This is a genomic window from Streptomyces sp. NPDC031064 (genome assembly GCF_055570965.1).
This window is the reverse complement of the sequence record NZ_JBVIGF010000009.1, coordinates 22,820-48,689: the sequence shown is the minus strand read 5'-3', so window position 1 is coordinate 48,689 and position 25,870 is coordinate 22,820. Positions and strand designations below refer to the sequence as shown.

Annotated in this window: 25 protein-coding genes, 1 pseudogene and 1 riboswitch; of the genes and pseudogenes, 12 read left to right on the top strand and 14 right to left on the bottom strand. The window is 73.3% G+C overall.

Going from position 1 to position 25,870, the window contains the following annotated elements; translation table 11 throughout:
• Window positions 1–2 precede the first annotated feature (2 nt).
• The 3 genes from ACZ46W_RS28930 to ACZ46W_RS28920 form a co-directional block, all read right to left on the bottom strand.
• Window positions 3–2,879 (bottom strand): SpoIIE family protein phosphatase, encoded by a 2,877-nt coding sequence (locus tag ACZ46W_RS28930; RefSeq protein ID WP_468343584.1) that lies wholly within the window; start codon window positions 2,877–2,879, stop codon window positions 3–5.
• A 45-nt stretch (window positions 2,880–2,924) separates the two neighbouring features.
• Complete coding sequence (locus tag ACZ46W_RS28925) at window positions 2,925–3,422, bottom strand: SgcJ/EcaC family oxidoreductase (RefSeq protein WP_468343581.1); 498 nt, start codon at window positions 3,420–3,422, stop codon at window positions 2,925–2,927.
• Window positions 3,423–3,516: 94 nt separating this feature from the next.
• Window positions 3,517–4,023: a DinB family protein gene (locus tag ACZ46W_RS28920; RefSeq protein WP_468343578.1), complete on the bottom strand. Its 507-nt coding sequence runs from the start codon at window positions 4,021–4,023 to the stop codon at window positions 3,517–3,519.
• A 125-nt stretch (window positions 4,024–4,148) separates the two neighbouring features.
• Between ACZ46W_RS28920 and ACZ46W_RS28915 the strand changes: the two genes are divergently transcribed.
• Entirely contained in the window at window positions 4,149–5,210 is a 1,062-nt protein-coding gene (locus ACZ46W_RS28915) for a GNAT family N-acetyltransferase (protein WP_468343575.1), read from the top strand.
• Here ACZ46W_RS28915 and ACZ46W_RS28910 read toward each other — a convergent pair.
• Both ACZ46W_RS28910 and ACZ46W_RS28905 read right to left on the bottom strand, forming a co-directional pair.
• Window positions 5,189–5,914, bottom strand: a complete 726-nt coding sequence (locus ACZ46W_RS28910; protein ID WP_468343572.1) for an isocitrate lyase/PEP mutase family protein — start codon at window positions 5,912–5,914, stop codon at window positions 5,189–5,191. The two genes, ACZ46W_RS28915 and ACZ46W_RS28910, sit on opposite strands and share 22 nt — an antisense overlap.
• Window positions 5,911–6,435: a carboxymuconolactone decarboxylase family protein gene (locus ACZ46W_RS28905; RefSeq protein ID WP_468343569.1), complete on the bottom strand. Its 525-nt coding sequence runs from the start codon at window positions 6,433–6,435 to the stop codon at window positions 5,911–5,913. Before ACZ46W_RS28905 ends, ACZ46W_RS28910 begins: the two co-directional genes overlap by 4 nt.
• Before the next feature lie 47 nt (window positions 6,436–6,482).
• Here ACZ46W_RS28905 and pdxR point away from each other — a divergent pair, with 47 nt between their 5' ends.
• Entirely contained in the window at window positions 6,483–7,931 is a 1,449-nt protein-coding gene (pdxR, locus tag ACZ46W_RS28900) for a MocR-like pyridoxine biosynthesis transcription factor PdxR (RefSeq protein WP_468343566.1), read from the top strand.
• 4 nt (window positions 7,932–7,935) lie between these two features.
• Here pdxR and rocD read toward each other — a convergent pair whose 3' ends face one another.
• Complete coding sequence (gene rocD, locus ACZ46W_RS28895) at window positions 7,936–9,138, bottom strand: ornithine--oxo-acid transaminase (protein ID WP_468343563.1); 1,203 nt, start codon at window positions 9,136–9,138, stop codon at window positions 7,936–7,938.
• Window positions 9,139–9,246: 108 nt separating this feature from the next.
• Window positions 9,247–9,338, top strand: a riboswitch (ZMP/ZTP riboswitch).
• Window positions 9,339–9,374: 36 nt separating this feature from the next.
• Here rocD and ACZ46W_RS28890 point away from each other — a divergent pair.
• From ACZ46W_RS28890 to ACZ46W_RS28880, 3 genes are all read left to right on the top strand, one after another.
• Entirely contained in the window at window positions 9,375–10,652 is a 1,278-nt protein-coding gene (locus tag ACZ46W_RS28890; protein WP_468343560.1) for a serine hydroxymethyltransferase, read from the top strand.
• A 159-nt stretch (window positions 10,653–10,811) separates the two neighbouring features.
• A complete protein-coding gene (gene trpS, locus ACZ46W_RS28885; protein ID WP_468343557.1) occupies window positions 10,812–11,825 on the top strand; it encodes a tryptophan--tRNA ligase in 1,014 nt (337 codons plus the stop codon).
• Window positions 11,826–11,979: 154 nt separating this feature from the next.
• A complete protein-coding gene (locus ACZ46W_RS28880; RefSeq protein WP_468343554.1) occupies window positions 11,980–12,570 on the top strand; it encodes a 2'-5' RNA ligase family protein in 591 nt (196 codons plus the stop codon).
• 11 nt (window positions 12,571–12,581) lie between these two features.
• On the opposite strand, the gene ACZ46W_RS28875 is transcribed toward ACZ46W_RS28880, so the two are convergent.
• Together ACZ46W_RS28875 and ACZ46W_RS28870 are read right to left on the bottom strand one after the other, a co-directional pair.
• On the bottom strand, window positions 12,582–13,343 hold the full coding sequence (locus ACZ46W_RS28875) for a decaprenylphospho-beta-D-erythro-pentofuranosid-2-ulose 2-reductase (RefSeq protein WP_468343551.1): 762 nt from the start codon (window positions 13,341–13,343) through the stop codon (window positions 12,582–12,584).
• Window positions 13,344–13,367: 24 nt separating this feature from the next.
• Window positions 13,368–14,735, bottom strand: a complete 1,368-nt coding sequence (locus ACZ46W_RS28870; protein WP_468343548.1) for an FAD-binding protein — start codon at window positions 14,733–14,735, stop codon at window positions 13,368–13,370.
• Window positions 14,736–15,522: 787 nt separating this feature from the next.
• Here ACZ46W_RS28870 and ACZ46W_RS28865 point away from each other — a divergent pair.
• The 4 genes and pseudogenes from ACZ46W_RS28865 to ACZ46W_RS28850 form a co-directional block, all read left to right on the top strand.
• Window positions 15,523–15,855, top strand: a pseudogene (locus ACZ46W_RS28865) (phosphatase PAP2 family protein); the annotation flags it as partial.
• Window positions 15,848–16,759 carry a decaprenyl-phosphate phosphoribosyltransferase gene (locus ACZ46W_RS28860; RefSeq protein WP_468343545.1) on the top strand — a complete coding sequence of 304 codons (912 nt, stop codon included), beginning with the start codon at window positions 15,848–15,850 and terminating at the stop codon, window positions 16,757–16,759. The pseudogene ACZ46W_RS28865 and the gene ACZ46W_RS28860, both read left to right, overlap by 8 nt.
• Window positions 16,756–17,151: a GtrA family protein gene (locus ACZ46W_RS28855; protein WP_468343542.1), complete on the top strand. Its 396-nt coding sequence runs from the start codon at window positions 16,756–16,758 to the stop codon at window positions 17,149–17,151. The genes ACZ46W_RS28860 and ACZ46W_RS28855 overlap by 4 nt, the downstream gene beginning before the upstream one ends.
• A gap of 9 nt (window positions 17,152–17,160) precedes the next feature.
• Window positions 17,161–18,078 (top strand): YihY/virulence factor BrkB family protein, encoded by a 918-nt coding sequence (locus tag ACZ46W_RS28850; RefSeq protein WP_468343539.1) that lies wholly within the window; start codon window positions 17,161–17,163, stop codon window positions 18,076–18,078.
• On the opposite strand, the gene ACZ46W_RS28845 is transcribed toward ACZ46W_RS28850, so the two are convergent.
• Entirely contained in the window at window positions 18,002–19,300 is a 1,299-nt protein-coding gene (locus tag ACZ46W_RS28845) for a D-alanyl-D-alanine carboxypeptidase family protein (RefSeq protein WP_468343536.1), read from the bottom strand. The two genes, ACZ46W_RS28850 and ACZ46W_RS28845, sit on opposite strands and share 77 nt — an antisense overlap.
• Window positions 19,301–19,385: 85 nt before the next feature.
• Here ACZ46W_RS28845 and ACZ46W_RS28840 point away from each other — a divergent pair, with 85 nt between their 5' ends.
• The 3 genes from ACZ46W_RS28840 (at window position 19,386) to ACZ46W_RS28830 (ending at window position 22,721) form a co-directional block, all read left to right on the top strand.
• Window positions 19,386–19,631, top strand: a complete 246-nt coding sequence (locus ACZ46W_RS28840; protein ID WP_366130551.1) for an SCO4848 family membrane protein — start codon at window positions 19,386–19,388, stop codon at window positions 19,629–19,631.
• Window positions 19,632–19,645: 14 nt separating this feature from the next.
• Window positions 19,646–21,064 (top strand): metallophosphoesterase, encoded by a 1,419-nt coding sequence (locus tag ACZ46W_RS28835; RefSeq protein WP_468343533.1) that lies wholly within the window; start codon window positions 19,646–19,648, stop codon window positions 21,062–21,064.
• 103 nt (window positions 21,065–21,167) lie between these two features.
• Window positions 21,168–22,721: an ABC transporter substrate-binding protein gene (locus tag ACZ46W_RS28830; RefSeq protein ID WP_468343530.1), complete on the top strand. Its 1,554-nt coding sequence runs from the start codon at window positions 21,168–21,170 to the stop codon at window positions 22,719–22,721.
• Here ACZ46W_RS28830 and ACZ46W_RS28825 read toward each other — a convergent pair.
• The 5 genes from ACZ46W_RS28825 to ACZ46W_RS28805 form a co-directional block, all read right to left on the bottom strand.
• Window positions 22,708–23,451, bottom strand: a complete 744-nt coding sequence (locus tag ACZ46W_RS28825; RefSeq protein WP_468344365.1) for a TetR/AcrR family transcriptional regulator — start codon at window positions 23,449–23,451, stop codon at window positions 22,708–22,710. The two genes, ACZ46W_RS28830 and ACZ46W_RS28825, sit on opposite strands and share 14 nt — an antisense overlap.
• A 20-nt stretch (window positions 23,452–23,471) precedes the next feature.
• Window positions 23,472–23,888 carry a thiol-disulfide oxidoreductase DCC family protein gene (locus ACZ46W_RS28820; protein ID WP_468343527.1) on the bottom strand — a complete coding sequence of 139 codons (417 nt, stop codon included), beginning with the start codon at window positions 23,886–23,888 and terminating at the stop codon, window positions 23,472–23,474.
• Window positions 23,889–23,895: 7 nt separating this feature from the next.
• On the bottom strand, window positions 23,896–24,309 hold the full coding sequence (locus tag ACZ46W_RS28815) for a hypothetical protein (RefSeq protein WP_468343524.1): 414 nt from the start codon (window positions 24,307–24,309) through the stop codon (window positions 23,896–23,898).
• A 135-nt stretch (window positions 24,310–24,444) separates the two neighbouring features.
• Entirely contained in the window at window positions 24,445–24,636 is a 192-nt protein-coding gene (locus ACZ46W_RS28810; RefSeq protein ID WP_468343521.1) for a ferredoxin, read from the bottom strand.
• Window positions 24,637–24,647: 11 nt separating this feature from the next.
• On the bottom strand, window positions 24,648–25,835 hold the full coding sequence (locus ACZ46W_RS28805; RefSeq protein WP_468343518.1) for a cytochrome P450: 1,188 nt from the start codon (window positions 25,833–25,835) through the stop codon (window positions 24,648–24,650).
• Window positions 25,836–25,870: the final 35 nt, after the last annotated feature.

The window sequence follows — 25,870 nt, the reverse complement described above, 5'->3', positions numbered from 1 at the left end:
GACTAGAGGTCGTCGAACATGGCCAGGAGGGACTGCTCGTCCGGTTCGGGGGCGGAGTGCGGGCCCGGGGGGACCTGTTCGGCCCAGACCGTCTTGCCCTGGGGCATGAAGCGGGCGCCCCAGCTCTTGGTGAACTGCGCCACCAGGAAGAGGCCACGGCCGCCCTCTTCGGTGGTGGCCGCGCGGCGGATGCGGGGAGAGGTGTTGCTGCGGTCGGAGACCTCGCAGATCAGGGAGCCGTCGCGGAGCAGGCGGAGGCAGACGGGGCCCTGGCCGCCGTAGCGCACGGCGTTGGTGACCAGCTCGCTGACCACCAGGCCGGTGCTGAAGTCCAGGTCGGTCAGGCCCCATTCGGCGAGCTGGCGGTGCGTCAGGGACCGTGCCTCGGCCACCACCGAGGGGTCGGAGGGCAGCTCCCAGGAGGCGACCCGGTCGGCGGGCAGGGCGTGGACGCGGGCCAGGAGCAGGGCCACGTCGTCGCGGGGGCCGTCGGGCAGGAGGGTGGCCGTGACCCGGTCGCAGACCCGCTCGAGTGACGGTTCCGATCCGGTGAGCGCGGCCAGGAGCTGTTTGGTGCGGGCGTCGGTGTCGGTGTCGCCGAAGCCGCGGCTCTCCTTGAGCAGGCCGTCGGTGTACAGCGCCAGCAGGCTGCCCTCGGGCAGATCGGCGGTGGCCGGTTCGTACGGCTGGAGCCCGCCGAGCCCGAGGGGCGGGCCGGCCGGCAGGTCGAGCAGCCGGGCCGGGCCGTCCGGTGGCAGCAGCGCGGGCGGCGGGTGACCGGCCCTGGCGGCCGTGCAGTGGCAGGAGACCGGGTCGTACACGGCGTACAGGCAGGTCGCCGCCGTGGCGGGGTCCTCCTCGTGGGCCGGGCCGGACGCACGGGAGACCAGGTCGTCCAGGTGGCTCAGCACCTCCTCGGGCGGCAGGTCCATGGCGGCCAGCGTGTGCACCGCCGTCCGCAGCCGGCCCATGGTGGCCGCCGCCTGGAGGCCTTGACCGGCCACGTCCCCGACGACCAGGGCCACGCGCATGCCCGACAGCGGGATGGTGTCGAACCAGTCGCCGCCCACACCCGCCCGGGCGTCCGCGGGCAGGTAGCGGGAGGCGACGTCGACGGCCGTCAGCCGGGGCGTCTCGCGCGGCAGCAGGCTCCGCTGGAGGGTCAGGGAGGCCTGGTGCTCCCGGCTGTAGCGGCGGGCGTTGTCCACGCTGATCGCGGCCCGCGCCGCGAGCTCTCCCGCCAGGGTCAGGTCGTCCTCCTCGTACGGCCTGGTCCTGCCGCGCCGGTAGAACCCCGCCAGGCCCAGCACGGCGCCCCGCGCGCGCAGCGGGGCGCCCAGGTAGGAGTGGACGCCCTCGCCGAGCAGGTCGATGGGGTGCTCGTCGCCGGCCGGGGGCCCGGTCAGGGCGGCGGTCAGCACCGAGTCCGTGACCGGCCGGCCGCCGGCCAGGCACCGGGCCTGCGGGGTGCCCGGCGGGTAGGCGACCGGCTCGCCGAGGCGGCCGATCCGCGCGTCGCGGGAGTCCTCGCCGGCCCAGACCGCCGCCCGGCGCAGCGCCGCGCCGGTGACCACGCCCCCGGCCGGGGGCTCCTCGCCCGCCAGGGCGCTCTCGACCAGGTCGACCACGACGACGTCGGCGAAGCGCGGTACGGCGATCTCCGCCAGCTCCTCGGCGGTGCGCCGCGCGTCCAGGGTGGTGCCCAGGCGGGCGCCCGCCTCGTTCAGCAGCGCCAGCCGCCCGCGCGCCTCGGCGGCCAGCCGGCCGACGCCCGGCTCGCCCACCAGCAGCAGCCACGCGTCGGGCCGTGACGGGCCGGACGCGGAGGGCCGGTCGGGCGGGCCCGGCGGGCGCCCCAGCAGCGGTACGTCACGTCCGTCCGGCGCGGTCGCGGTGGCCCCCGTACCGGCGCGGTCGCCGGCGAGGCCGGCGGTGCGGTCACCGAGGCATCCGTCCGGCGCGGTCGCGGTGGCCCCCGTACCGGCGCGGTCGCCGAGGCGTTCGCCCACGCCGTCCTCCCGGAAGGTGACCTCCACGGCCGCGCCCTCCGCGTCGCCGTGGTGCAGTTCCCGGCGCCGCAGCGTCGCGACACGTCCGCCGCCCAGCGACACCTCGGCGAACGGCTCGCCGCTGGAGGAGATCAGGTCGATGGCGTTCTCCAGCAGCGCCAGCCGCTCCTCCGGGGCCAGCCGGGGCGCCGCCGCGCCGAGCCGGGCGAGTTCGCCGGAGTCGAGGCGCAGCTCGGCGTGCTCGCCGCGCTCCCGGGCGTGGAGGAAGGAGCTCATCAGGTTGCGCTCGCGTGCCGTGCTCAGTTCCAGCAGGCGTTCGGCGATGCGGTCGGTGGCGTCCTGGAGGGCGAGCGCCATGCCCGGCTGGGCCAGTTCCCGGGGGATGGAGAGGTTGACCGCGCCCTGCACGGTGCCGCCCACGGGGTCGCGCACCGGGGCGGCCATGCAGGTCAGTTCCTTGAGGTTGTGCAGGAAGTGCTCCTGGCCGACGACCACGAAGGGTGACCGGGTGCTCAGCACCATGCTGACGCTGCTGGTGCCCATGAACCGTTCGTCGACATTGGCGCCCGGCACCAGCGAGGCGGCGTCCATGAGCTCCAGCCCGACCGGGTCGCCCCGCCGGTCCACGATGTTGGCCTTGGCGTCGGCCAGCGTCACCGTGACGGGCAGCCCCGAGAACCGCTCGCACAGGTGCTCCAGCACGGGCGCGGCGGCCCTGATGAGCCGGGAGTCCGGATCGAGGTCGCTCTCGACCGGCAGGGCGGCGCCGCCCTCGGTGTCGATCCCCAGCGACTTCGAGCGCTGCCAGGAGGCGAGGATCTCCGGACGCACTCCGTCCTCGCGTGGCCTCTGCTCACCGCGATCATCCACATAACCAGGATAATCGGGCGAATCCCCCCGCGCGGTTCCGCCAGGTCAGCCCGCGGCGAGCGTCTCCGGGTCGATGACCTTGGTGTTCTGCGCGGCGGCGACCCGCCACACGCCGTCGTCCTTGGCCAGGACGTACAGCGGGGTACCGGGCACCGCGTCCGGGTGGGCGGCCACCAGCGCCTCCGGGTCCGCCTGCCCGTGGAACACCGCGTCCAGCCGCTCCCCGTCGCGGGTGACCGGCCGCTGGCGCACCTTGACCGCGGCGACGTCGGGGCGGACGAACAGGATGTGCTCGACCTCGTAGGTGGCGGTCACGTCGTGGTCGATCGTGGCGGGCAGGACCTTGTGCGTGAAGGCGCTGATCTCCTCGTAACCGGTCAGCAGCTTCCCGTGGGCGGTGGTCCAGAACGCGTCCTGGCGGAACCCGCTCATGAACGCGTCGGGCAGGGCGTGCTGCTGCGCGTGCTGCACACCCGCGACGAACGCGACGATGGCGTCCACGTCCTCCTGCGGGACGGCGACGCCGGTGACCTGAGGGCTCATGATGTCTCTCCAAGCGGCTGCGGGCTCGTTGCGGACCTCGTTACGCCGGACAGCCTCCGACCTCAAGTGCGGTTGATGTCAACGCCCTGGGCGATCAGGGCCCGACCGTGCCGTCGACGCCCTCGCGGAGGAAGTCCGCGTGGCCGTTGTGGCGGGCGTACTCGTGGATCAGGTGCAGCATGACGTGGCGCAGGGACACGTCGACGTTCCAGCGGGCGTTGTGGCCGGTGACGTCGAGGGACGGGGCCGACTCCTCGATACGGCGGGCGTGGTCGACCTCCTCCCGCCAGGCGGCGAACGCCTCGGAGCGGGTGGACGCCGTCGCGTCGTACGCCACCTGGTAGTCGCCCTCGGGCGACCAGACGAGCGGGACGTCCTCGCCGTTGATGGTCCGGCGGAACCAGGCGCGTTCCACCTCGGCCATGTGGCGGACCAGGCCGAGCAGGGAGAGCGTCGACGGCGGCATCGAGCGGCGGCGCAGCTCCTCGTCGGACAGGCCGTCGCACTTCATGGCGAGGGTGGCGCGGTGGTAGTCCAGGAAGGCGCGCAGCATCTCGCGTTCGTCGCCGACCAGCGGCGGGCCTATGCGTTCGGTGGTCATGGACCAATCCCTTCGAAGGGCACGTGCGGACGGGTCCCAGGATGGATCAGCCGCCAGGGCGCGGCCCAGCGGTTATCCGCGAAAACCGGTGGCTGCGCCGGGCGTTCGGCCCTAGGGTCGCGGCCATGACGATCACGGCGGCGCAGGACGTCGACGAAGCGGTCGCCGTCACCGCCCGCGCTCTGCGCGAGGTGGCGGACCGGGACTGGACCGGCGCGGCGGCCGGGCTGGAGTGGAGCTGTTACGACACGGCGGTCCACATCGCCGACGACTTCATCGGCTACGCCACCCAGTTGACCGGCCGGGCCACCGACTCCTACGCCCCCTTCGGGATCGCCGCCGAGCCCGGGGCCACGCCCGCCGGGCTGGTCCGCGTCATCGAGGCGACCGGCGGGCTGCTGTCCGCCGCCGTGCGCACCACGCCCGACGACGTACGGGCCTGGCACCCGTACGGCATGGCCGGGCCGGGCGGCTTCGCGGCGATGGGCGTCGTCGAGACGCTGCTGCACACGTACGACATCCTCGGCGCCCTCGGCGTCCCCGGCTGGCGGCCGCCCGGTCACCTGCCCGCCCGCGTCCTGGACGCCCTCTTCCCGCACGTCCCGCGCACGGACGACCCGTGGCGGGCCCTGCTGTGGGCGACGGGGCGGGCCGAGTTGGACGACCGGCCGCGCCTGGCCGCCTGGCGCTGGTACGCCGACCCGGTGGTCGCCGAACGCCTGGTGCTGTGCGAGGTCTCCCCGCACGTCGCCGCCGACCTGCACGGCGGCGGTACCGGCGGCTTCGCGTGGGCCGACGGCGGCCCGCCGGAGGGCACCCGGTTCGCCGCCGGGATGGTGACCGAGGCCCGCGAGGCGGGGACGTACCGCCCCGGCTGGGGCACGTACGCCATCGTCCGCGCCTCCGACCGCCGCGCGGTGGGTGCCATCGGCTTCCACGCCGCCCCGGACGCCGACGGCCGTGCGGAGATCGGCTACGACCTGGTGGCGGGCGCCCGCGGCCACGGTTACGCCACCGAGGCCGTGCGCGCCCTCACCGGCTGGGCCCTCGCCCGGCCGGGGGTGACCGTGCTGCGCGCCACCGTCGACCACGGCAACACCCCCTCGCACGGCGTCGTCACCCGCGCCGGTTTCACCAAGGCCGCCGAGGACGGCGACAACACCGTCTACGAGCTGCGCCGCAACTGACCGGCGATGTCCCGCACCGCGTCCATCGCGCGGTGCAGCAGCCCCGGCCCGAACGTGATCCGCGTGGCACCCAGCCGGCCCAGCTCGGCGACCGGCGGACCGCCGGGGAACGGGGCCACGTTGACGGGCCCGTCGACCCCCGCCCGGAGCGCCGGGATCCGCTCGGGTGGCACGCCGATGGGGTAGACGCAGTCGGCGCCCGCCGCCACGTACAGCCGTGCCCGGGCGATGGCGTCCTCCGGGTCGGGCAGGCCCCGGATGAAGGTGTCCACGCGGGCGTTGACGAACAGCCGGTCGCCCGCCTCCGCCCGCACCTCCGCCAGCCAGTCGGCGTGCGCGCGCGGGTCCCTGAGCGTCCCGGCCCGGGAGTCCTCCAGGTTCACGCCCACCGCGCCGGCGTCCAGGACGCGGGCGACCAGCTCCTTGGGCGCCAGCCCGTAGCCGCCCTCCACGTCCGCCGACACCGGGACGGACACCGCGCGGGTGATCCGGGCGACGGCCGCGAACATCTCGTCGGCGGGCGTCGCCCCGTCCTCGTACCCGAGCGACGCCGCCACCCCCGCGGACGGCGTGGCGAGGGCCGGGAACCCGGCCTCCTCGAAGGCCCGCGCGCTGGCCGCGTCCCACGGGCCGGGCAGGACCAGGGGGTCCTCGGGGGCCCGGCCGTGGTGCAGGGCGCGGAACGCGGCTACGGCGTCCGTCACTTGGCCGTGCCCTTGAACTGGCCCGGGGTGTAGTGGCCCGGCACCATGCGGGTGGAGACGGCGAACCGGTTCCAGGCGTTGATGACGGTGATCGCGGCGATGAGCTGGGCCAGTTCGGTCTCGTCGAACTGCTTGGCGGCCTTCTCGAACACCTCGTCCGGCACGAAACCGTCCGTCACGACGGTGATCGCCTCGGTGAGTTCGATCGCCGCCAGCTCCTTCTCGGTGTAGAAGTGCCGCGACTCCTCCCAGGCGCTGAGCTGGACGATCCGCTCGACCGACTCACCGGCCGCCAGCGCGTCCTTGGTGTGCATGTCCAGGCAGTAGGCGCAGTGGTTGAGCTGCGAGGCACGGATCTTCACCAGCTCCAGCAGGACCGGGTCGAGGCCCTGCCGGGCGGCCGCGTCCAGCCGGACCATGGCCCGGAAGACCTCGGGCGCGTGCTCGTGCCAGGTGAGTCGGGGGGTGTGCTCGGTGGCGTACTCGGCGGTCTTCGTGCCGGTCGTCTCTGTCGTCGTCATGGCTATGACCGTACGGGGATTGTGGCGCAGGGGTATGGTCCACTTCCATGACGGATTCCTGGGCCACTTTCGGGGCCGACCTGCACCTGGAGCTGCGCGGCCCGGGGCTGCGGTCCGGCCTGATGGACGCGCTGCGGGAGGCCGTCCGGACCGGGCGGCTCGCCCCCGGGACGCGGTTGCCGTCCTCCCGGTCGCTCGCCGCCGACCTGGGCATCGCCCGCAACACGGTCGCCGACGCGTACGCCGAGCTCGTCGCCGAGGGCTGGCTCACCGCCCGGCAGGGCTCCGGCACCCGCGTGGCCCGGCGCGCCGCCCCGCGCCCCGGCCCGGGCACGGGGGCGCGCGGCGGGACGCGCGGCGCGTCACGCGGGGGCGCCCAGGCAGGCCCCGCGCCGGTCCGGCGCCCACCGGTCCGCCGCCCCGCCGCGCACACCCTGCACCCCGGCACGCCCGACCTCGGGTCGTTCCCGCGCGGCGAGTGGCTCAAGGCGGCCCGCCGCGCGCTGACGTCCGCCCCCAACGAGGCGTTCGGCTACGGCGAACCGCACGGCCGTATCGAGCTGCGTACCGTCCTCGCCGACTACCTGGCACGGGCCCGGGGCGTGTACGCCCACCCCGACCGCATCGTCGTCTGCTCCGGCTTCGTCCACGGGCTGCGCCTGATGGCCCAGGTGCTGCGCGGGCGCCAGGTGCGCGACGTCGCCGTCGAGTCGTACGGGCTCGACATCCACTGGGACCTGCTCACCGGGGCCGGCCTGCGCACGCCCGCGCTGCCGTTCGACGAACACGGCACGCGCGTCGGCGCCTTGGGCGGCCAGGGCGCGGTGCTGATGACGCCCGCGCACCAGTTCCCGCTCGGGGGCGCGCTGCCGCCGGACCGGCGCGCCGAGGTCGTCGACTGGGCGCGGCGGACGGGCGGGCTGATCCTGGAGGACGACTACGACGGCGAGTTCCGCTACGACCGGCAGCCGGTCGGCGCCCTCCAGGGCCTGGACCCCGAGCGCGTGGTCCACCTCGGTACGGCGAGCAAGTCCCTGACGCCCGGGCTGCGGCTGGGGTGGATGGTGCTGCCCGAGGCCCTGGTGGGGGACGTACTGGCGGCGAAGGACCACTCCGACTGGGTGTCGAGCGCGCTGGACCAGCTCACCCTGGCGGAGTTCATCCGCTCGGGCGCGTACGACCGGCACGTGCGGGGCATGCGGCTGCGCTACCGCCGGCGGCGCGACCAGCTCGTGGCCGCGCTCGCCGAGCGGGCGCCCGACATCCGCGTCACGGGCATCGCGGCCGGCCTCCACGCCGTACTCGCACTCCCGCCCGGCACGGAGCGGTCCGTCGTTCAGTCAGCCGCCTGGCAGGGCCTGGCCGTCCAGGGCCTGGACCGCTTCCGCCACCCGGACGTCCCGCGCGGCCGCGACGCCCTGGTGGTGGGCTACGCCACCCCGACCGACAGCGCCTGGGCGGGCGCCCTGGACGCCCTGTGCCGCGCGCTGCCCTGAACCGTCAGCGCAGCACCTGGCGCAGTTGCTCCAGGCCCCAGTCCAGGTCCTCCTTGCTGATCACCAGGGGCGGGGCGATGCGGATGGTCGAGCCGTGGGTGTCCTTCACGAGGACACCGCGGTCCATCAGCTTTTCGGAGATCTCCCGCCCCGTGCCCAGGCTCGGCACGATGTCCACGCCGGCCCACAGGCCACGGCCGCGCACCGCCTCCACGGCTCCGCCGCCCACCATGAGCCCCAGCTCGTGGTGGAGGTGGTCGCCCAGCTCGGCCGCGCGCTGCTGGTACTCGCCGGTGCGCAGCATCGCCAGCACCTCCAGCGCCACCGCGCACGCCAGCGGGTTCCCGCCGAACGTCGACCCGTGCTCGCCCGGCCGGTGGACCCCGAGCACCGCCGCGCTCGACACGACCGCCGACACCGGTACGACGCCGCCGCCCAGCGCCTTGCCCAGCAGGTACATGTCCGGGACCACGCCCTCGTGTTCGCAGGCGAACGACCGGCCCGTGCGCCCCAGGCCCGACTGGATCTCGTCCGCGATGAACAGCACGTCCCGCCGCCGGGTCAGCTCCCGGACCGCCGGCAGGTACCCGGGCGGCGGCACCAGCACCCCGGCCTCGCCCTGGATCGGCTCCAGCAGCACGGCCACGGTGTTGTCCGTCATGGCCTCGTCCATCGCCGTCAGGTCCCCGTACGGCACGATCTCGAACCCCGGCGTGTACGGGCCGTGGTCCGCCCGGGCCTCGGGGTCGGTGGAGAAGCTGACGATGGTGGTCGTCCGGCCGTGGAAGTTGTTCGCCGCCACGATGATCTTCGCCATGCCGTCGGGCACGCCCTTGACGCGGTAACCCCACTTGCGGGCGGTCTTCACGGCGGTCTCCACCGCCTCCGCGCCGGTGTTCATCGGCAGCACCATCTCCATGCCGCAGAACTCGGCGAGCCGTGTGCAGAACTCGGCGAACCGGTCGTGGTAAAACGCCCGCGACGTCAGCGTCACCCGCTCCAACTGCGCCTTCGCCGCCTCGATCAGCCGCCGGTTGCCGTGGCCGAAGTTGAGCGCCGAGTAGCCGGCGAGCATGTCGAGATAGCGCCGCCCCTCGACATCGGTCATCCAGGCACCCTCCGCCGACGACACGACGACGGGCAACGGGTGGTAGTTGTGCGCGCTGTGCGCCTCGGCGGAAGCGATCGCGTCTTGTGTGCTCGACACGGGATCTCCGTTCGTCCTGCGGCGTGGGGCGGGAGTGGCGCCTCTTTCTATCGTCGCTCGCCATGCGGACGAAGAAACCTCGCGCCCTGGGTGGCGGCTAGGCTAAGGGATACGCGCGGCGACTGGCGTACGGGGAAGCGACCCCGGGGGAGCCGTGCGCGGCAGACCACACGAGGGTGCCGCCCGCCTGGGCACCCGGAGACCTCGTCCGTGCTGCCGGCCCCCTGGAGGACGCCATGACCAGCCTTCCCCTTCCCGCCCACCACCCGGCCCTGTCCGCCGCCGATCCCGAACTCGCCGCGCTCGTCGGCGCGGAGGAGCGGCTTCAGGCCGAGACGCTGCGGCTGATCCCGAGTGAGAACTACGTCTCCCACGCCGTACTGGAGGCCTCGGGCACCGTCCTGCAGAACAAGTACAGCGAGGGCTACGCGGGCCGGCGCTACTACGAGGGCCAGCAGAACATCGACCAGGTCGAGCTGCTCGCCATCGGCCGGGCCAAGGCCCTCTTCGGCGTCGACCACGCCAACGTCCAGCCCTACTCCGGCTCCCCGGCCAACCTCGCCGTCTACCTCGCCTTCGCCGAGCCCGGCGACACCGTGATGGGCATGGCCCTCCCCATGGGCGGCCACCTCACCCACGGGTGGGGCGTCTCCGCGACCGGCAAGTGGTTCCGGGGCGTGCAGTACGGGGTGCGCCAGGACACCGGGCTGATCGACTTCGACGAGGTGCGCGACCTGGCCCTCAAGGAGCGCCCCAAGGTCATCTTCTGCGGGGGCACCGCCCTGCCGCGGACCATCGACTTCGCCGCCTTCGCCGAGATCGCCCGTGAGGCCGGCGCCGTCCTCGTCGCCGACGTCGCCCACATCGCCGGCCTGATCGCGGGCGGCGCGCACCCGTCGCCCGTGCCGCACGCGGACGTGATCTCCACGACCACCCACAAGACCCTGCGCGGACCGCGCGGCGCGATGCTCATGTGCCGGGAGGAGCACGCCAAGGCCATCGACAAGGCCGTCTTCCCCGGCCTCCAGGGCGGCCCGCACAACCAGACCACCGCCGCCATCGCCGTCGCCCTCCACGAGGCGGCCCAGCCCTCCTTCCGGGACTACGCGCACCAGGTCGTCGCCAACGCCAGGGCCCTCGCGGAGGAGCTGCTCGCCCGCGGTTTCGACCTGGTCTCCGGCGGCACGGACAACCACCTGATCCTGATGGACCTCACCCCCAAGGACGTGCCGGGCAAGGTCGCCGCGAAGGCCCTGGACCGCGCCGGGATCGTCGTGAACTACAACACCGTCCCCTACGACCCGCGCAAGCCCTTCGACCCCTCCGGCATCCGCATCGGCACCCCCTCGCTCACCTCCCGGGGTCTCGGTACGCAGCACATGGCGGCCGTCGCCGACTGGATCGACCGGGGCGTCACCGCCGCCCGCACCGGCGACGAGGACGCCCTCACCACGATCCGCGCCGAGGTCGCCGCCCTGATGGCCGAGCACCCGGCCCCCGGCATCCCGGCGTAACGAGCCCCGTCGGCGCCCCTCGGCGTCCCGTCGGCGCCCCGGCCGTGACACCGCCGGGGCGCCGCCGGGCACTGTGTTTCTCGTCTCATTCGCGGCGGTCACCGGCAGCGGCCCGCATCCGTTCCCGAGCTGTCGGTGGCACCTGAGAGAATGAGGAACATGGCCTCTGATCGTCCTCGTGTGCTCTCCGGAATCCAGCCCACCGCCGGCTCGTTCCACCTCGGCAACTACCTCGGCGCGGTCCGTCAGTGGGTCGCGCTGCAGGAGACCCACGACGCCTTCTACATGGTCGTCGACCTGCACGCGATCACCGTCCCGCAGGACCCGGCCGAGCTGCGCGCCAACACCCGGCTCGCCGCCGCCCAGCTCCTCGCCGCCGGCCTCGACCCGGAGCGGTGCACGCTCTTCGTCCAGAGCCACGTCCCCGAGCACGCGCAGCTCGCCTGGGTCATGAACTGCCTCACCGGCTTCGGCGAGGCGTCCCGCATGACCCAGTTCAAGGACAAGTCCGCCAAGCAGGGCCTCGACCGCGCCACGGTCGGCCTGTTCACGTACCCGATCCTCCAGGTCGCCGACATCCTGCTGTACCAGGCCAACGAGGTGCCGGTCGGCGAGGACCAGCGCCAGCACATCGAGCTCACCCGCGACCTGGCGGAGCGGTTCAACGCCCGCTTCGGTGAGACGTTCACGGTCCCGGCGCCGTACATCCTGAAGGAGACCGCGAAGATCTACGACCTTCAGGACCCCTCGGTCAAGATGAGCAAGTCGGCCTCCACCCCGAAGGGCCTGATCAACCTCCTCGACGAGCCGAAGGCGACCGCGAAGAAGGTGAAGAGCGCGGTGACCGACACCGACACCGTGATCCGCTTCGACCCCGAGAACAAGCCGGGCGTCAGCAACCTGCTGACGATCATGTCCACCCTCACCGGCACCTCCGTCCCCGACCTGGAGCGGAGCTACGAGGGCAAGCTGTACGGCGCGCTGAAGACCGACCTCGCCGAGGTCATGGTCGACTTCGTGACCCCGTTCAAGACCCGCACCCAGGAATACCTGGACGACCCCGAGACGCTGGACTCCATCCTGGCCAAGGGTGCGGAGAAGGCCCGCGCGGTCGCCGGCGAGACGCTCGCGCAGACGTACCAGAAGGTGGGCTTCCTGCCCGCCAAGCACTGAGACCGGCGCGAGCGCCGGTGCGTGTCCGCACAGCACCGGCACAGCACCGGCGCTGCTCCGGTGCCGGATCCAACGACTCTGGCCACACGACGGGTCCAGCCGCCACACTGGCGGCTGAAGCCGATGACTGGACGACCGAACTGAGGAGAACGACGTGGGGACCGTAACGCTCGGCGTTTCGATCGCGGTCCCGGAGCCGTACGGCAGCCTGCTCCAGGAGCGGCGCGCGGGCTTCGGTGATCCCGCCGCGCACGGCATCCCCACGCACGTCACGCTGCTCCCGCCGACCGAGGTCGATGCGGTGCGACTGCCCGCGATCCGGGCGCACCTCGCCGAGGTCGCCGCGGCCTGCCGGGCGTTCCCGATGCGGCTGTGCGGTACGGGGACCTTCCGGCCGCTGTCGCCGGTCGTCTTCGTCCAGGTCGTGGAGGGCGCGGCGGCCTGCTCCTGGCTCCAGAAGCGGGTCCGGGACAGCTCGGGCCCGCTGGAGCGGGAGCTCCAGTTCCCGTACCACCCGCACGTCACCGTGGCGCACGGCATCGCCGATGAGGCGATGGACCGGGCGTACGAGGAGCTGGCCGACTTCGAGGCGTCGTGGACCGTCGGCTCCTTCGCCCTGTACGAGCAGGGACCGGACGGGGTGTGGCGGCAACTGTCCGAGTACGAGTTCGGCGTCGGCCGCCCGGCTCCCTCCGTGCCCGCCCAGGGCTCACCCGTCGACGAGCCGGCCACCACCCGTAGCTGACGCCGGCGCTTTCACAGCGGCAGGCGGCGGAAGACCGGGCGCGGCAGGTGCCGCAGGGCCGCCATCACCAGGCGCAGCGCGCCCGGCACCCACACCGTCTCCGACCGGCGCCGCAGCCCCAGCTCGATCGCGTACGCCACCGCCTCCGGCGTCGTCGCGAGGGGCGCCTCGGCCAGCCCGGCGGTCATCCTCGTCCGTACGAAGCCGGGCCTGACGACCATGACGTGGACGCCCGTGCCGTGCAGGGCGTCGCCCAGGCCCTGGGCGAAGGCGTCCAGCCCGGCCTTGCTGGAGCCGTAGATGAAGTTGGCGCGCCGGGCGCGCTCGCCGGCCACCGACGACAGCACGACCAGGGAGCCGTGGCCCTGGTCCTGGAGGGCGCCGGCGCAGGTCAGCCCGGCCGAGACGGCGCCGGTGTAGTTGGTCTGGGCGACCTGGACGGCGGCGAGCGGCGTCGCCTCGTCGTGCGCCTGGTCGCCCAGGACCCCGAAGGCGAGCAGCACCATGTCGATGTCGCCCTCGGTGAAGATCTTCCCCAGGGTCTCCTGGTGCGCGGCCGGGTCCAGCGCGTCGAACGGCACGGTGTGCACGACGACACCGGCGCGCAGCTCCCGGAGGGACGCGGCGGCGGCGTCCAGGGCGGGGGAGGGGCGGCCGGCCAGCCAGACCGTGCGCGTGCGGCGGGCGATCAGCCGGCGGGCGGTGGCGAGGGCGATCTCGGACGTGCCGCCGAGGACGAGCAGGGACTGGGGGGCGCCGAAGGCGTCCTTCATGACGACGTACTCCTTGCGTCGGGGCTACATGCCGAGGCGGCGGGCGAGGTCCGAGGTGAACACCGCGCGGGGGTCCAGCTCGGCGCGGAGGGCGAGGAAGTCCGGCAGCCGCGGGTACATGGCGCGCAGCGCGTCCGGGCGCAGCCGCGAGTCCTTGGCGAGGTAGACGCGCCCGCCCGCGCCCGCGACCTCCTCGTCGAGCTCGTCCAGGAACGTGCCGAGGCCGCTGAGCCCGGCCGGGATGTCCAGCGCCAGCGTCCAGCCCGGCATGGGGAAGGAGAGCCAGCCGGGGTCGCCCTCCCCGAACCGTTTCAGGACGGCCAGGAACGAGGGGCAGCCCCGGCGCGCGATGCGGCGCACGATGCGGCGCAGGGTGTCCTCCCGCCCGTACCCGACGACGAACTGGTACTGGACGAAGCCGCCGCGCCCGTACACCCGGTTCCAGTGCGGGACCCCGTCCAGGGGGTGGAAGAAGGCGGACAGCCGCTGGAGCTCGCCGGTGCGGTGGCGGGGCGCCTTGCGGTACCAGAGCTCGTTGAACAGCCCGACGGTCGCGCGGCTGAGCAGCCCCTCGGGTACGCGGGCGGGGGCGGCCGGCAGCCTGCCGGGGCGGAACGCGAGGGGGTCGCGCCGCAGCCGGGCCGGGAGCGCGTCGTACGGGGCGTGGTCGCCGCGCGTGAGGACGGCGCGGCCGGTGGCGGCGCCGCGCGCGAGGAGGTCGATCCAGGCGACGGAGTAGCGGTAGCCGTGGTCGTTGGCGGTGAGGCGGGCCATCAGGTCGTCGAGGTCGGCGGCGCGTTCGGTGTCGACGGACATCAGGGACGTCTCGACGGGGAGGAGCTGGACGGTGGCGGAGAGGATCACCCCGGTCAGGCCCATGCCTCCGGTGGTGGCGTCGAACAGGTCGGTGCCGGGGACGACGGTGCGGATCGTGCCGTCGGCGGTGAGGAGGTCGAAGGCCCGCACGTGGCGGCTGAAGGAACCGGAGACGTGGTGGTTCTTGCCGTGGATGTCGGCGCCGATGGCTCCGCCGACGGTGACGTAGCGGGTGCCGGGGGTGACCGGGACGAACCAGCCGAGCGGCAGCAGCACCTCCATCAGGCGGTGCAGGCTGACGCCCGCGTCACAGACCACGACGCCCGCGTCCGCGTCGATCGAGCGGATGCGGGCGAGGGCGGTCATGTCGAGCACGGCGCCGCCGGCGTTCTGCGCCGCGTCGCCGTAGGCGCGGCCGAGACCGCGGGCGATGCCCCCGCGCGTGCCGCAGGCCCGGACCGCCTCGGCGGCCTCCTCATAGCTGCGGGGACGCAGGACGCGGGCGACGCTGGGGGCGGTGCGGCCCCAGCCGGTCACCGGCTCGGCGGGCTCGGCGGAGGTGTCGACGTGAGACATGAATGCGACCGTATCGCCGAGGTTGTCACGTTTGACGGGTTTGTCGGTCGAGTCGCCCGGCTCGCCGAAATGGGTGATTAAACGAGTGTCATGAAAGATTGCCGCCTCCTCCGGCGCGCGGCGCGCCAGAGTCGCCCTTGGTGCACACGTCCACGGACGACGAAAGGGGTGGCGGAGGATGCGATACGCGGGGGCCGACCGGTCGTTGCTGTACGCGCTGCACGCCTGGGGGTGCCGCCGGCCGACGGTGGCGGCGGCCGCGCGCACGCTGTCGTACGCCGGCGAGCACGGCGCCCTCTGGCTCGCCGCCGGCCTCGCCGCCGCCGCGGCCGACCCCGCACGCCGCACCCCCTGGCTCCGCGCCACGGCCCTCACGGCCACGGCCCACCTGGCCGCCATGGCCCTCAAACCCCTCGCCCGCCGCCCCCGCCCGGCCTTGGCGCCCCCGCCGGTAGCGGTGCCCTCCGGTGGTCCTCCCGCCACGCCCGCGCCCCCGCCGGGCGCCGTGGCCCCGGTCGCCCCACCCGTCCCGGGCGCGCCCCCGCCGGGCGTCGTCGCCCCGGTCATGGCGCCCGCGCCCGCCGCGCGGGCCCTGGGTGGTCGCCCTTGCCCGTGCGCCGAGCCCGCGCCCGGTTCCGGCGCCCCGGGCGCCGCGCCCGGTGGCGTGGGCGCCTGCTCGTGCGTCGCGCCGGTGTCCGTGGTGGCGGGTCCGGGTGTCGCGGATCCGGCCGGCTTCACCGTCGTCCCGTACGGCTCTCCCGTCCCGGCCGTCGAGGGCGTCCCGGCCGTCGAGGGCGTCCCGGCCGTCGAGGGCGCCCCGGCCGTCGAGGGCGCCCGGGGCCGCGTGGGGCGGGGCCTGCCGGCGCCCGTCGTGGGGCGGTACTCGTTCCCCAGTTCGCACGCCGCGTCGGCGGCTGCCGCGGCGGTGGCGTTCGGGGCGGTGCGGCCGGGCGCGCGGTGGGTGGGCGTGCCCGTGGCGGCGGCGATGTGCGTCTCCCGCCTGGTGGTGGGCGTGCACTATCCGACCGACGTGGCGGCCGGAGCCCTGCTGGGTGCCGTGACGGCCTGGCGCCTGCGGGACGCGGCGGATCGTTTCTGCAATAGGTGCCGCCGTGGCTGAGCCGACCGTCGCGGCGGCCGCCGCCACCCGGCCGGTACCCCCGGCGGTCGTCCTGCCGCTCGGGCTCGTACGGGCGGCGCGGCCCCGCCAGTGGGTCAAGAACGTGCTCGTGGCCGCCGCGCCCGCCGCCGCCGGGCAGCTCGCCTCCCGGCACACCGCCCTCCAACTGGGCATCGTCTTCACGCTGTTCACCGCCGCGGCCGCCGCCGTCTACCTCGTCAACGACGCCCGTGACGCCGACGCCGACCGCGCCCACCCGGTCAAGTGCCACCGCCCCGTGGCCGCCGGGGAGGTACCCGTGTCCGTGGCGTACGGGACCGGCGGCGTCCTCGCGCTCGGTGCGCTCGCCGGCGGGGCCGTGCTGTGCAACACCCTGACGGCCGCGCTGCTGGCCGCGTACCTGGTGATGCAGCTCGCCTACTGCCTCCGCCTCAAGCACGTCCTCGTCGTCGACCTCGCCGTCGTCACGACCGGCTTCGTCATGCGCGCCATGATCGGCGGGGTGGCGCTCGGCATCCCGCTCTCGCGCTGGTTCCTCATCACCACCGGCTTCGGCGCCCTCTTCATGGTTGCCGCCAAGCGGTACTCGGAGGCCGTGCAGATGGAGGGAAGGGGCGAGACACGGGTGCTGCTCACCGAGTACACGACCGGCTACCTCCGCTTCGTCTGGCAGCTCGCCGCCGGTGTCGCCGTGCTCGGCTACTGCCTCTGGGCCCTGGAGCACAGCGGCACCTGGCGCCAGCTCTCCACCATCGCCTTCATCCTCGCCGTCCTCCGCTACGCCGTCTTCGCCGACCGCGGCACCGCCGGCGCTCCCGAGGACGTCGTCCTGCGCGACCGCCCGCTCGCGGTCATCGGCCTCGCGTGGCTCGCGATGTACGGGATGGCGGTGGCGGACCTGTGAGGCGCGAGGCGGCGGGCTTCCTGCTCGCGGGCGGTGTCGCGTACGCCGCCGACCTCGGCCTCTTCCTCCTGCTCCGGCCCCACCTCGACCCGCTGCCCGCCAAGGCGCTCGCCTTCCTCGCCGGCTGCACCGTCGCCTACCTGGGCAACGCCCTCGGCACGTACCGCCGCCGCGGCGTCCACCTCCGCGAGTACGGGGCGTTCTTCGGGGTCAACCTGGCGGGCGCGGCCGTGCAGATGGCGTGTCTCGGCGCGTCGCACTACGGGCTCGGGCTCACCTCCCCGTTCGCCGACACCGTCTCGGGGCTCGGCGTGGGCATGGTGCTCGCCACCTGCCTGCGCTTCTGGGGCACCCGCACCCTGGTCTTCGGGTCAGTCGGATCAAGGGGGTAGGGGCACGGCATGGACTGGCTGACCAAGCTCCCCGTCATCGGCCCTTGGGCCGCTCGCCTGCTGCGGACGCACGCCTGGCGCTCGTACGAGACCCTCGACCACGCCCACTGGACCCGCCTGGCCGCGGCCATCACGTTCATCAGCTTCCTCGCCCTCTTCCCGCTGATCGCCGTCGCCGCCGCCGTCGGCGCCGCGCTGCTCAGCGCCGAACAGCTCCGCGACATCGAGGACAAGCTCGCCGAGCAGGTCCCCGGCATCTCCGAACAGCTCGACCTGGACACGCTCGTCGCCAACGCCGGGCCCGTCGGACTCGTCGCCGGCGCGTTCCTCCTCTTCACCGGCATCGGCTGGGTGGGCTCCATGCGCGAGTGCCTGCGCGCGGTGTGGGGCCTGGACGACGGGGACGACAACCCCTTCGTACGCAAGGGCAAGGACGCCGTGATCCTCCTCGGCCTCGGCGCGACCGGGCTCGCCTCGCTCGCCGCCTCGGGGCTGGGCTCCACCGCCGTCGGCTGGACCGCCGAACGGCTCGGGATCTCCGGGAGCGGCGCCGGTGGCGTCCTCCTCCAGGCCGGGGCCCTCGCGGTCGCCGTCCTCGCCGACTTCCTGATCCTGCTGTACGTCCTGAGCCTGCTGCCCGGCGTCCAGCCGCCCCGCCGCCGCCTCGTCGTGGCGGGGCTGATCGGCGCGGTCGGCTTCGAGGCGCTGAAGCTGCTGCTCGGCGGCTATATGAAGGGTGTGGCGGCGAAGTCGATGTACGGGGCGTTCGGGGTGCCCGTGGCCCTCCTGCTGTGGATCAACTTCACCGCCAAGCTGCTGCTGTTCTGTGCCGCGTGGACGGCGACCGGCTCTAGGACGGAGGCTGCTGAGAAGGAGCCTGCTGCCGACGACGGCGTACCAGCTCCGGAAGCGGCCAACGGCGGTTGACGAGGAAGACCCCGCCCGCCAGCAGCACCAGCACCCCGCCGGCCACCGCCAGCGCCGTCCCGGCCCCGCCCGCGCCGCCGGCCGCCGCGACCGTCGCCTTGCCGTTGCCGTTGCCGTCACCGGCCGCCTGGTCGCCGCCACCCGTCCCGGTCTGGCCGTTCCCGCCGCTCTCGCCCGTCCCGGTGCCGGTCTTCGCCGACTTCGGCGGCACCAGCTCACCGACCGGCTTCACCTTCCCGGACGCCGCGAAACCCCAGTCCAGCAGGCGCGCCGCCTCCTTGTAGACGGCGTGGCTCTCCTTCGCCGACGGGTTCATGACGGTGACCAGCAGCACCTTGCCGTTCCGCTCGGCGACCCCGGTGAAGGTGGCGCCCGCGTGCGTGGTGCTGCCGTTCTTGACCCCGGCGATGCCCTGGTAGGCCGGGATGCCGTAGTCACCGGTCAGCAGCCGGTTGGTGTTCTGGATCTCGAACGTCGAGCGCTTCTTGTTGCCGGGCTTGACCTCCCCGGGGAACTTCGCGCGGGGCGTCGAGCAGTACTCCCGGAAGTCCTTGTTCTGCATGCCGCTGCGCGCGATGAGGGTGAGGTCGTACGCGGAGGAGACCTGGCCCACGGCGTCGTACCCGTCCGGGGAGACGACGTCGGTGTCGAGCGCCTGGAGTTCGTCGGCGCGGTCGTTCATCTCCTTGACCGTCTTGTCGATGCCGCCGTTCATCGCCGACAGGACGTGCACGGCGTCGTTGCCGGAGCGGAGGAAGACGCCGAGCCACAGGTCGTGGACGGTGTACGCCTGCTTCTCCTTGACGCCGACGAGGCTGGAGCCCTCACCGACCTTCGCGAGGTCCTGGGGCGTGACCAGGTGCGACCGGGTGCGGGGCAGCTTGGGCAGCAACGTGTCCGCGAACAGCATCTTCAGGGTGGAGGCGGGAGGCAGCCGCCAGTGCGCGTTGTGCGCGGCCAGCACATCGCCGCTCTCCGCGTCCGCGACGATCCAGGAGCGCCCCGTCACCTCCTTGGGCAGCACGGGCACGCCGGGGGCCAGGTTGACCTGCGTACCGGGCTTGCCCAGCATCGCCCCGCCGACCGTGGACATGACGGCGGGCGGCTTCGGCTGCTTGTCCTCCTTGTCCGGGCCCGGAGCCGCCACGGCCGGGGCGGCGGTGAGGACGGGCAGCAGCGCGGCGGCGGCGACCGAGAGCACGGTCTTTTTCAAAGCTGACACGGTCGAGAACGTACAGGGAGCGTTCATCGAACCCGACACCACACCCCGCAGAAGGCCCCCGACCGGCGGTGGTGATACTGAACCCATGAAGCTCAGCCGCTCCGCCTCCTGGTTCCTGCTCGCATTCGGGGTGTGGAGCTGGTTCATCTGGATCACTTTCGTCAAGAATCTCTGGAACGACGGGAGCGGTCTCGCCTTCGACGACGCGGGCGACCCGACTGCCTACTTCTGGGTTCATCTGCTGCTCGCCATCACGTCCTTTGTTCTGGGGACGGTGGTGGGCGTCATCGGGTTGCGTGGCGTACGCGCATTGCGCCGCGACCGCGGATAGGGGAGTACGGGGTCGTGCTGGTCGTCCTGTTGGTGATCGTGGTCGTGCTCGCCCTGCTGGCGGCGGTGCACTGGTACGTGTGGCGCCGCCTGGTGCGCGACGTGACGCGGCCGGGCGGCGTGGCGCGACGCGTGGGCACGGTCGCCGTGGTCGTGCTGCCGCTGCTGTCGGTGGGCGCGCTGACGGCGGGACGGGCGGGGGCGCCGTTCGCCCTCCAGCAGGCCGTGGCCTGGCCGGGCTTCCTGTGGCTGGCGCTGCTGCTGTACGTGGTGCTCGCCCTGGTGGTGGGCGAGGCGGTCCGTCCGCTGCTGCGCCGCGCCCTGGAACGCCGGGCCGCCTCCGCTGTGGCGCCCGCGCCCGAGCCGGACGCCGCACCCGAGCCCGGTGCACCCGAGCCGGACGGTGTACCCGTGCCCGGTGCACCCGTGCCGGTCGCCGCGCCGGGCCCCGCCCAGGCCGCCCCCGAGGCGCCCGCACTCGCGACCGCTCCCGCTCCCGCTCCCGCGACCGCTCCCGCTCCCGCGACCGCTCCCGCTCCCGCGACCGCACCCGCTCCCGGGCCCGGCGGCCCGGCCTCCCCACCACGGGAAGTGGGCGACACCCCCGCCGTCTCCCGGCGGCTGTTCGTGTCCCGGGTCGTCGGCGGCACCGCCGCGGCGGCCGCGCTGGGCACCGTCGGGTACGGGACGTACGGCGTCATGCGGGGGCCGCGCGTCAAGCGGGTCACCGTGCCGCTCGCGAAGCTCGCCCGGGGCGTGCACGGGTACCGGATCGCGGTCGTGAGCGACATCCACCTGGGGCCCATCCTGGGGCGGGCCCACACCCAGCGGATCGTCGACGCGATCAACGCCACCCAGCCGGACCTCGTCGCCGTCGTCGGCGACCTGGTCGACGGCAGCGTCGAGAACCTGGGCCCGGCCGCCGAGCCGCTCGCACGGCTCCGGGCCCGGGACGGCTCGTTCTTCGTGACCGGCAACCACGAGTACTTCTCCGGCGCCGAGGAGTGGGTCGACCACGTGCGCGAACTCGGGCTGCGCCCGCTGCGCAACGAGCGCGTCGAGATCGCCGGGTTCGACCTCGCCGGGGTGAACGACGTCGCCGGGGAGAACTACGACGACGGCCCCGACTTCGCCGCCGCCCTCGGCGACCGCGACCGGGCGCGCGCCGCCGTGCTGCTCGCCCACCAGCCGGTCGTCATCCACGACGCCGTACGGCACGGGGTCGACCTCCAGCTCTCCGGCCACACCCACGGCGGCCAGCTCTGGCCCGGCAACTTCCTCGCCGAGCTGGCCAACCCCACCGTCGCCGGGCTCGAACGGTACGGCGACACCCAGCTCTACGTGTCCCGGGGCGCGGGCGCCTGGGGCCCGCCCGTCCGCGTCGGCGCCCCCTCCGACATCACGCTCGTGGAGCTCGCCTCCAAGCAGACCTGAGAACTCCATGTGATGGCGGTGTGAAGGTTCAGACTTCCACAATTCAACAGCGTGTGATTGGGTGACTCCGTCGCGGCAGGGGTGGCGTGAAGGGAATCACGGCATGCGCTCGGTGCGTCTTCGGATCCTCGTCTTGTGCGTCGTCTTACTCGCCGCCGGGATCGGGGGATGGCAGTTACTTCCCTCGGCCGGCGCCCGGGACGACCCGATCACCGTCGGTACGACGGACGAGGTCACGTCCCTCGACCCCGCCGGGGCGTACGACGCCGGCTCGTGGGCCCTGTACAGCAACGTCTTCCAGTCGCTGCTGACCTTCGAACCGGGCTCCCCGGTCCCTGTCCCGGACGCCGCCACCGGCTGCGAGTTCACCGGGATGAACCTCCAGACCTACCGCTGCGAACTGCGCGACGACCTCCGGTTCGCGAGCGGCCGCAAGGTCACCGCCGAGGACGTCAAGTACTCCTTCGACCGCATGCTCGGAATAGGGGCGGACGTCGGGCCCCGCGCCCTGTTCACCGCTCTGCGCCGCGTCGACGCCGACGGCTCCACGGTGACGTTCCACCTCGGCGCCCGGGACGCGACCTTCCCCCAGAAGCTGGCCACCGGCGCCGGCGCCATCGTCGACCGCACCCAGTACCCGAGGGGCGCCCTGCGCGAGGGCCACGGCGTCGACGGCTCGGGGCCGTACGTCCTCGCGGCGTACGAGCCGGGCGTCCGTGCCCTGCTGGAGCCCAACCCGCGCTACAAGGGCGCCGTCCGCAAGATCGGCGGTCCGGTGGAGGTCCGTTACTTCAAGGAGTCCGGTGACCTCGCCGCCGCCTGGACGGACCGTCAGGTCGACGTCATCCACCGTCAGTTGCCGCCGAAGACGCTGTCCGGGATGGACGCGAACGCGGACGGCACGCACATGACGGAGGCCGGCAGCGCCGAGATCCGCAACCTGGTCTTCAACGTGCGGCCGGGCTCGCCGATGGCGGACAAGGCCGTACGCCGGGCCGTCGCCGCGCTCATCGACCGGCCCGCCATCGTCACCCGCGCGCACCACTCCACCGTGGAGCCCCTCTACTCGCTGATCCCCCAGGGCTTCGCGGGCCACAACACCGCCTTCCACGACGTGGACCCGGAACCCAGCGCCGAGCGCGCGAGGCGACTGCTGCGCGACGCGGACGTCGAGACGCCGGTCCGGTTCACCTACGCCCACCGCGCCGGTCCCACGTACGCCGCCGAGGCCGCCGAACTGCGGAGGCAGTTGGAGGCCGCCGGCCTGTTCGAGCTGAAGGTCGTCGAAGTGGAGTGGAAGGCCTTCCAGAAGGGGTACGCGAGCGGCGCCTACGACGCCTACGGGCTGGGCTGGGTCCCGGACTTCCCCGACCCCGACAGCTTCACCCAGCCCCTCGTCGGCCGTGCCAACACCCTCCACAACGGCTACGCCAGCCCACGCGTCGACCGGCTGATCGCCTCCACCCAGCAGTACGGCGACCGGGGCCGGGCCATGAAGGACTTCGAGTCGATCCAGCGGGAGGTGGCGGCGGACGTGCCGCTCGTCCCGCTGTGGCAGAAGAAGGACTACGTCGTGAGCACCGACGACGTCGCCGGTTCGCCGTACCTGTCGGACGGCACGGGCATCTGGCGTTTGTGGCGGCTCAGTTGGATCTAGTCCGCCGCTCGACGGCACCCGGCATGAACTCCTCCAGGACCTCGTGCACCTGCCGCACCAGCGGCCGCAGCACCCGGAACCGCGACAGCCCGATGGCGCGCGCGGCGATGGGCGCGGTGCGCTCGACGAGGCGGCGGCTGCGTTCGGTGCCCTCCGTCCGGTCGTACACCCAGAACAGCACCAGCCCCATCTGCATCAGCCACATCAAGTGGGGGAGCATCTGGGCAAGTTCGGGCGCGGTCTTGGTGTCGGAGCCGAACAGGACCCGCTCGTGGATGGAGATGGCGGCCTCACGGGCGGCGACCGACTCGTCGGAGAAGGGGCTGAGCGGGCTCTCGGGGTCGGCGGCGTTCTTGAAGAACTGGGTCGCGAACGGGTGGTACGGCTCCGCCACGTCCAGCCACGTCAGCAGCGAGTCCCGGATCCGTACCGCCAGGTCCTCGTCGCCCGACAGGACCGGCTGGACCGCAGCCTCGTGCTCGGCGGCCAGCCGGTCGTAGAAGCCCTGGACCAGGTGCTCCTTGGAGGAGAAGTAGTAGTAGGCGTTGCCGACGGAGACGCCCGCCTCCTGGGCGATGGCCCGCATCGTCGTCTTGTCGTACCCGCGCTCCTGGAAGAGCCGGAGCGCGGTTTCGAGGATGAGGGTGCGGGTCTGCTCGCTCTTGGGCGCCTTGGCGGGCCTCGTGGCCTTCGCGGGCTCCGGAGCCTGGGCGTCCGTCACGTCGTTCACGTCCTTCACGGTCCCCGAGCCTAGTGGGGCGCGTCCGGTACGCCGCACCGGCCGTCCCCGCACCCCGGGCCACCGGCGGGGGCGAGCGCCTCGCGCCACTTGGCGGCGGCCATGACGGTGGCCCGGGCGAAGGGCATCCCGGCCGGGGTGGCCAGCCAGTGGGCCTTGGACCGGTACTCGACCAGGGCCCACAGGCACACGATCAGCGCGGCGTTCGAACGGTAGACCTGCCCGCCGTCCCCGACCACCGTGATCTCCTTCAGCGTGGCGCGGTGGTCCAGCTCCGGGAAGCGGCGGCGGGCCTCCTCGGAGGCGGCGGGCACCAGGTCCAGCGGGACGAGCTGCGGCTGCCGCCGCAGCCAGTGCCGCAGGTGGACGCAGAGCGGGCAGTGCGCGTCGTACAGCACGGTGAGCCGTCGCACGGGCAGGCCGGTCACGGTCGCCTCACACGCCGGTCGCGGTGGCCGGGCCGGTCCAGCCCTGCGGCGGCACCGGCGGCGTCTGCTCCCGCTCCAGCGCGCCGCGCCGGCGGATCTTGTTGAGCACGTAGACGTTGCCGAGGTGCATCACGCCGAGGACGAGCAGGACGACGCCGAGCTTCACCGACAGGGCCTCGAACAACCGCCGGGCGTCGGCGACGCTCTCGTCCTGGCTCAGGTAGAGCGCGACGAAGCCGAAGTTGACCAGGTAGAAGCCGACCACCAGCAGGTGGTTCACGGCCTCGGCGAGCTTCTCGTTCCCCCGCAGCACATCGGCGAGGAAGATCCGCCCGTTCCGGCTGAGCGTGCGCGCCACCCAGATGGTGAGCGCCACGCTGATCAGCAGGTAGATGACGTACGCGACCACAGTGAGGTCCATCCCCCACCCTCCTTTGAACGCGTTCAAATGGTGATGACCCTGACTGTAGACCTCTCTTTGAACATGTTCAACTCGCATGACGACGCCCGGCGGGGAGCACTCCTCGCCGGGCGGTCATCCGGTGTCCGGGTACCGCTACGGCGCCACCTTGATGGCGCTCACCGGGCAGGCCCGGGCGGCCTCTCTCACCAGAGGGCTGCCGGCGCCGTTCTCGCTGCCGGGTACCAGCTCGCTGAACCCGTCGTCGTCCTGGGTGAAGACGTCCGGCGCGGTCAGGGCGCACTGGCCCGCGCCGATGCAGACGTCCTTGTCGATCAGAATGTCCATGGGCCTCGTCCTCACCATGTGACGGGGAGCTCCAGCATCCCCTGGATCGTGTCCCCCGGTTTGAAGGGGATCTCCTCGGCCGGTGCCGCCAGCCGCAGCCCCGGCAGGCGCTCGAAGAGCGTCCGCAGCGCGATCTCCATCTCCGCCCGCGCCAGATTCTGGCCCAGGCACTGGTGGATGCCGAAGCCGAACGCGACGTGGTGGCGGGCCGACCGGTGCCAGTCCAGCGTGTCCGGGTCGGCGTAGGCGGCCGTGTCCCGGTTGATGACCGAGGTCGAGAAGACGACGCCCTCGTCCGCCCGGATCGTCACGCCCGCGATGTCGATGTCCTCCTTCGCCACCCGCAGCATCCCGTCGGCGATCGACAGGAACCGCAGCAGCTCCTCCACGGCGGCCGGCATCAGCGCCGGGTCGGCCTTCAGCTCGGCCAACTGCTCCGGGTGCCGGAGCAGCGTGAACGTACCGAGCGAGATCATGTTCGCCGTGGTCTCATGGCCCGCCACGAGCAGGATCGTGGCGAGCTCGACGAGTAACTGCTTGTCCGGGTGACCCTGGGTGAGTTGCTGCGCGATCAGGTCGTCGAGGACGCCCTCCCCGGGTTTGTCGCGTTTACGCTCAACCAGATCGCCGAGATAGCCCTCCAACTGGTTACTGGCGTCCTCCGTGTCCTCGGCCGTGGGTCCGCGCAGCAGCCTGCGCGACTGCGACTCGAAGAACTCGTGGTCGGCGTACGGCACGCCCAGCACGTCGCAGATGACGATGGACGGCACCGGCAGGGCGAACGCCGACACCAGCTCGGCCGGCGGCCCCTGCTCGACCATCGCGTCGATGAGCTCGTCCACCGTCTGCTGGATGCGCGGCCGCAGATCGGCCGTGCGCTTGAGGGTGAAGCTCGGGATCAGCATCCGCCGCTGGACGTTGTGCTCGGGGTCGTCCACGCCCAGCAGGGCCGAGCGGCGGTCGCGTACGGCGGCGAAGCGCTCCGACGGTATCGGGAACGACTCATGGGTGTTGTCGGTGGACAGTCGCTGGTCGGACAGCAGTTGGCGCGCGGCGGCGTGCCCGGTGACGACCCACACCGAGCGGCCGTCGTAGAGCGTCACACGGGACAGCGGCCGCTCCTCGCGCAGCGGCCGGTAGGCGGTGGGCGGGTGGTAGGGACAGGTGCGGTCCTGGGGGAACGCAACGGCTTCCGTCATGGTGGCCTCGCAAGCGACGAGATTCGGATTCCCGA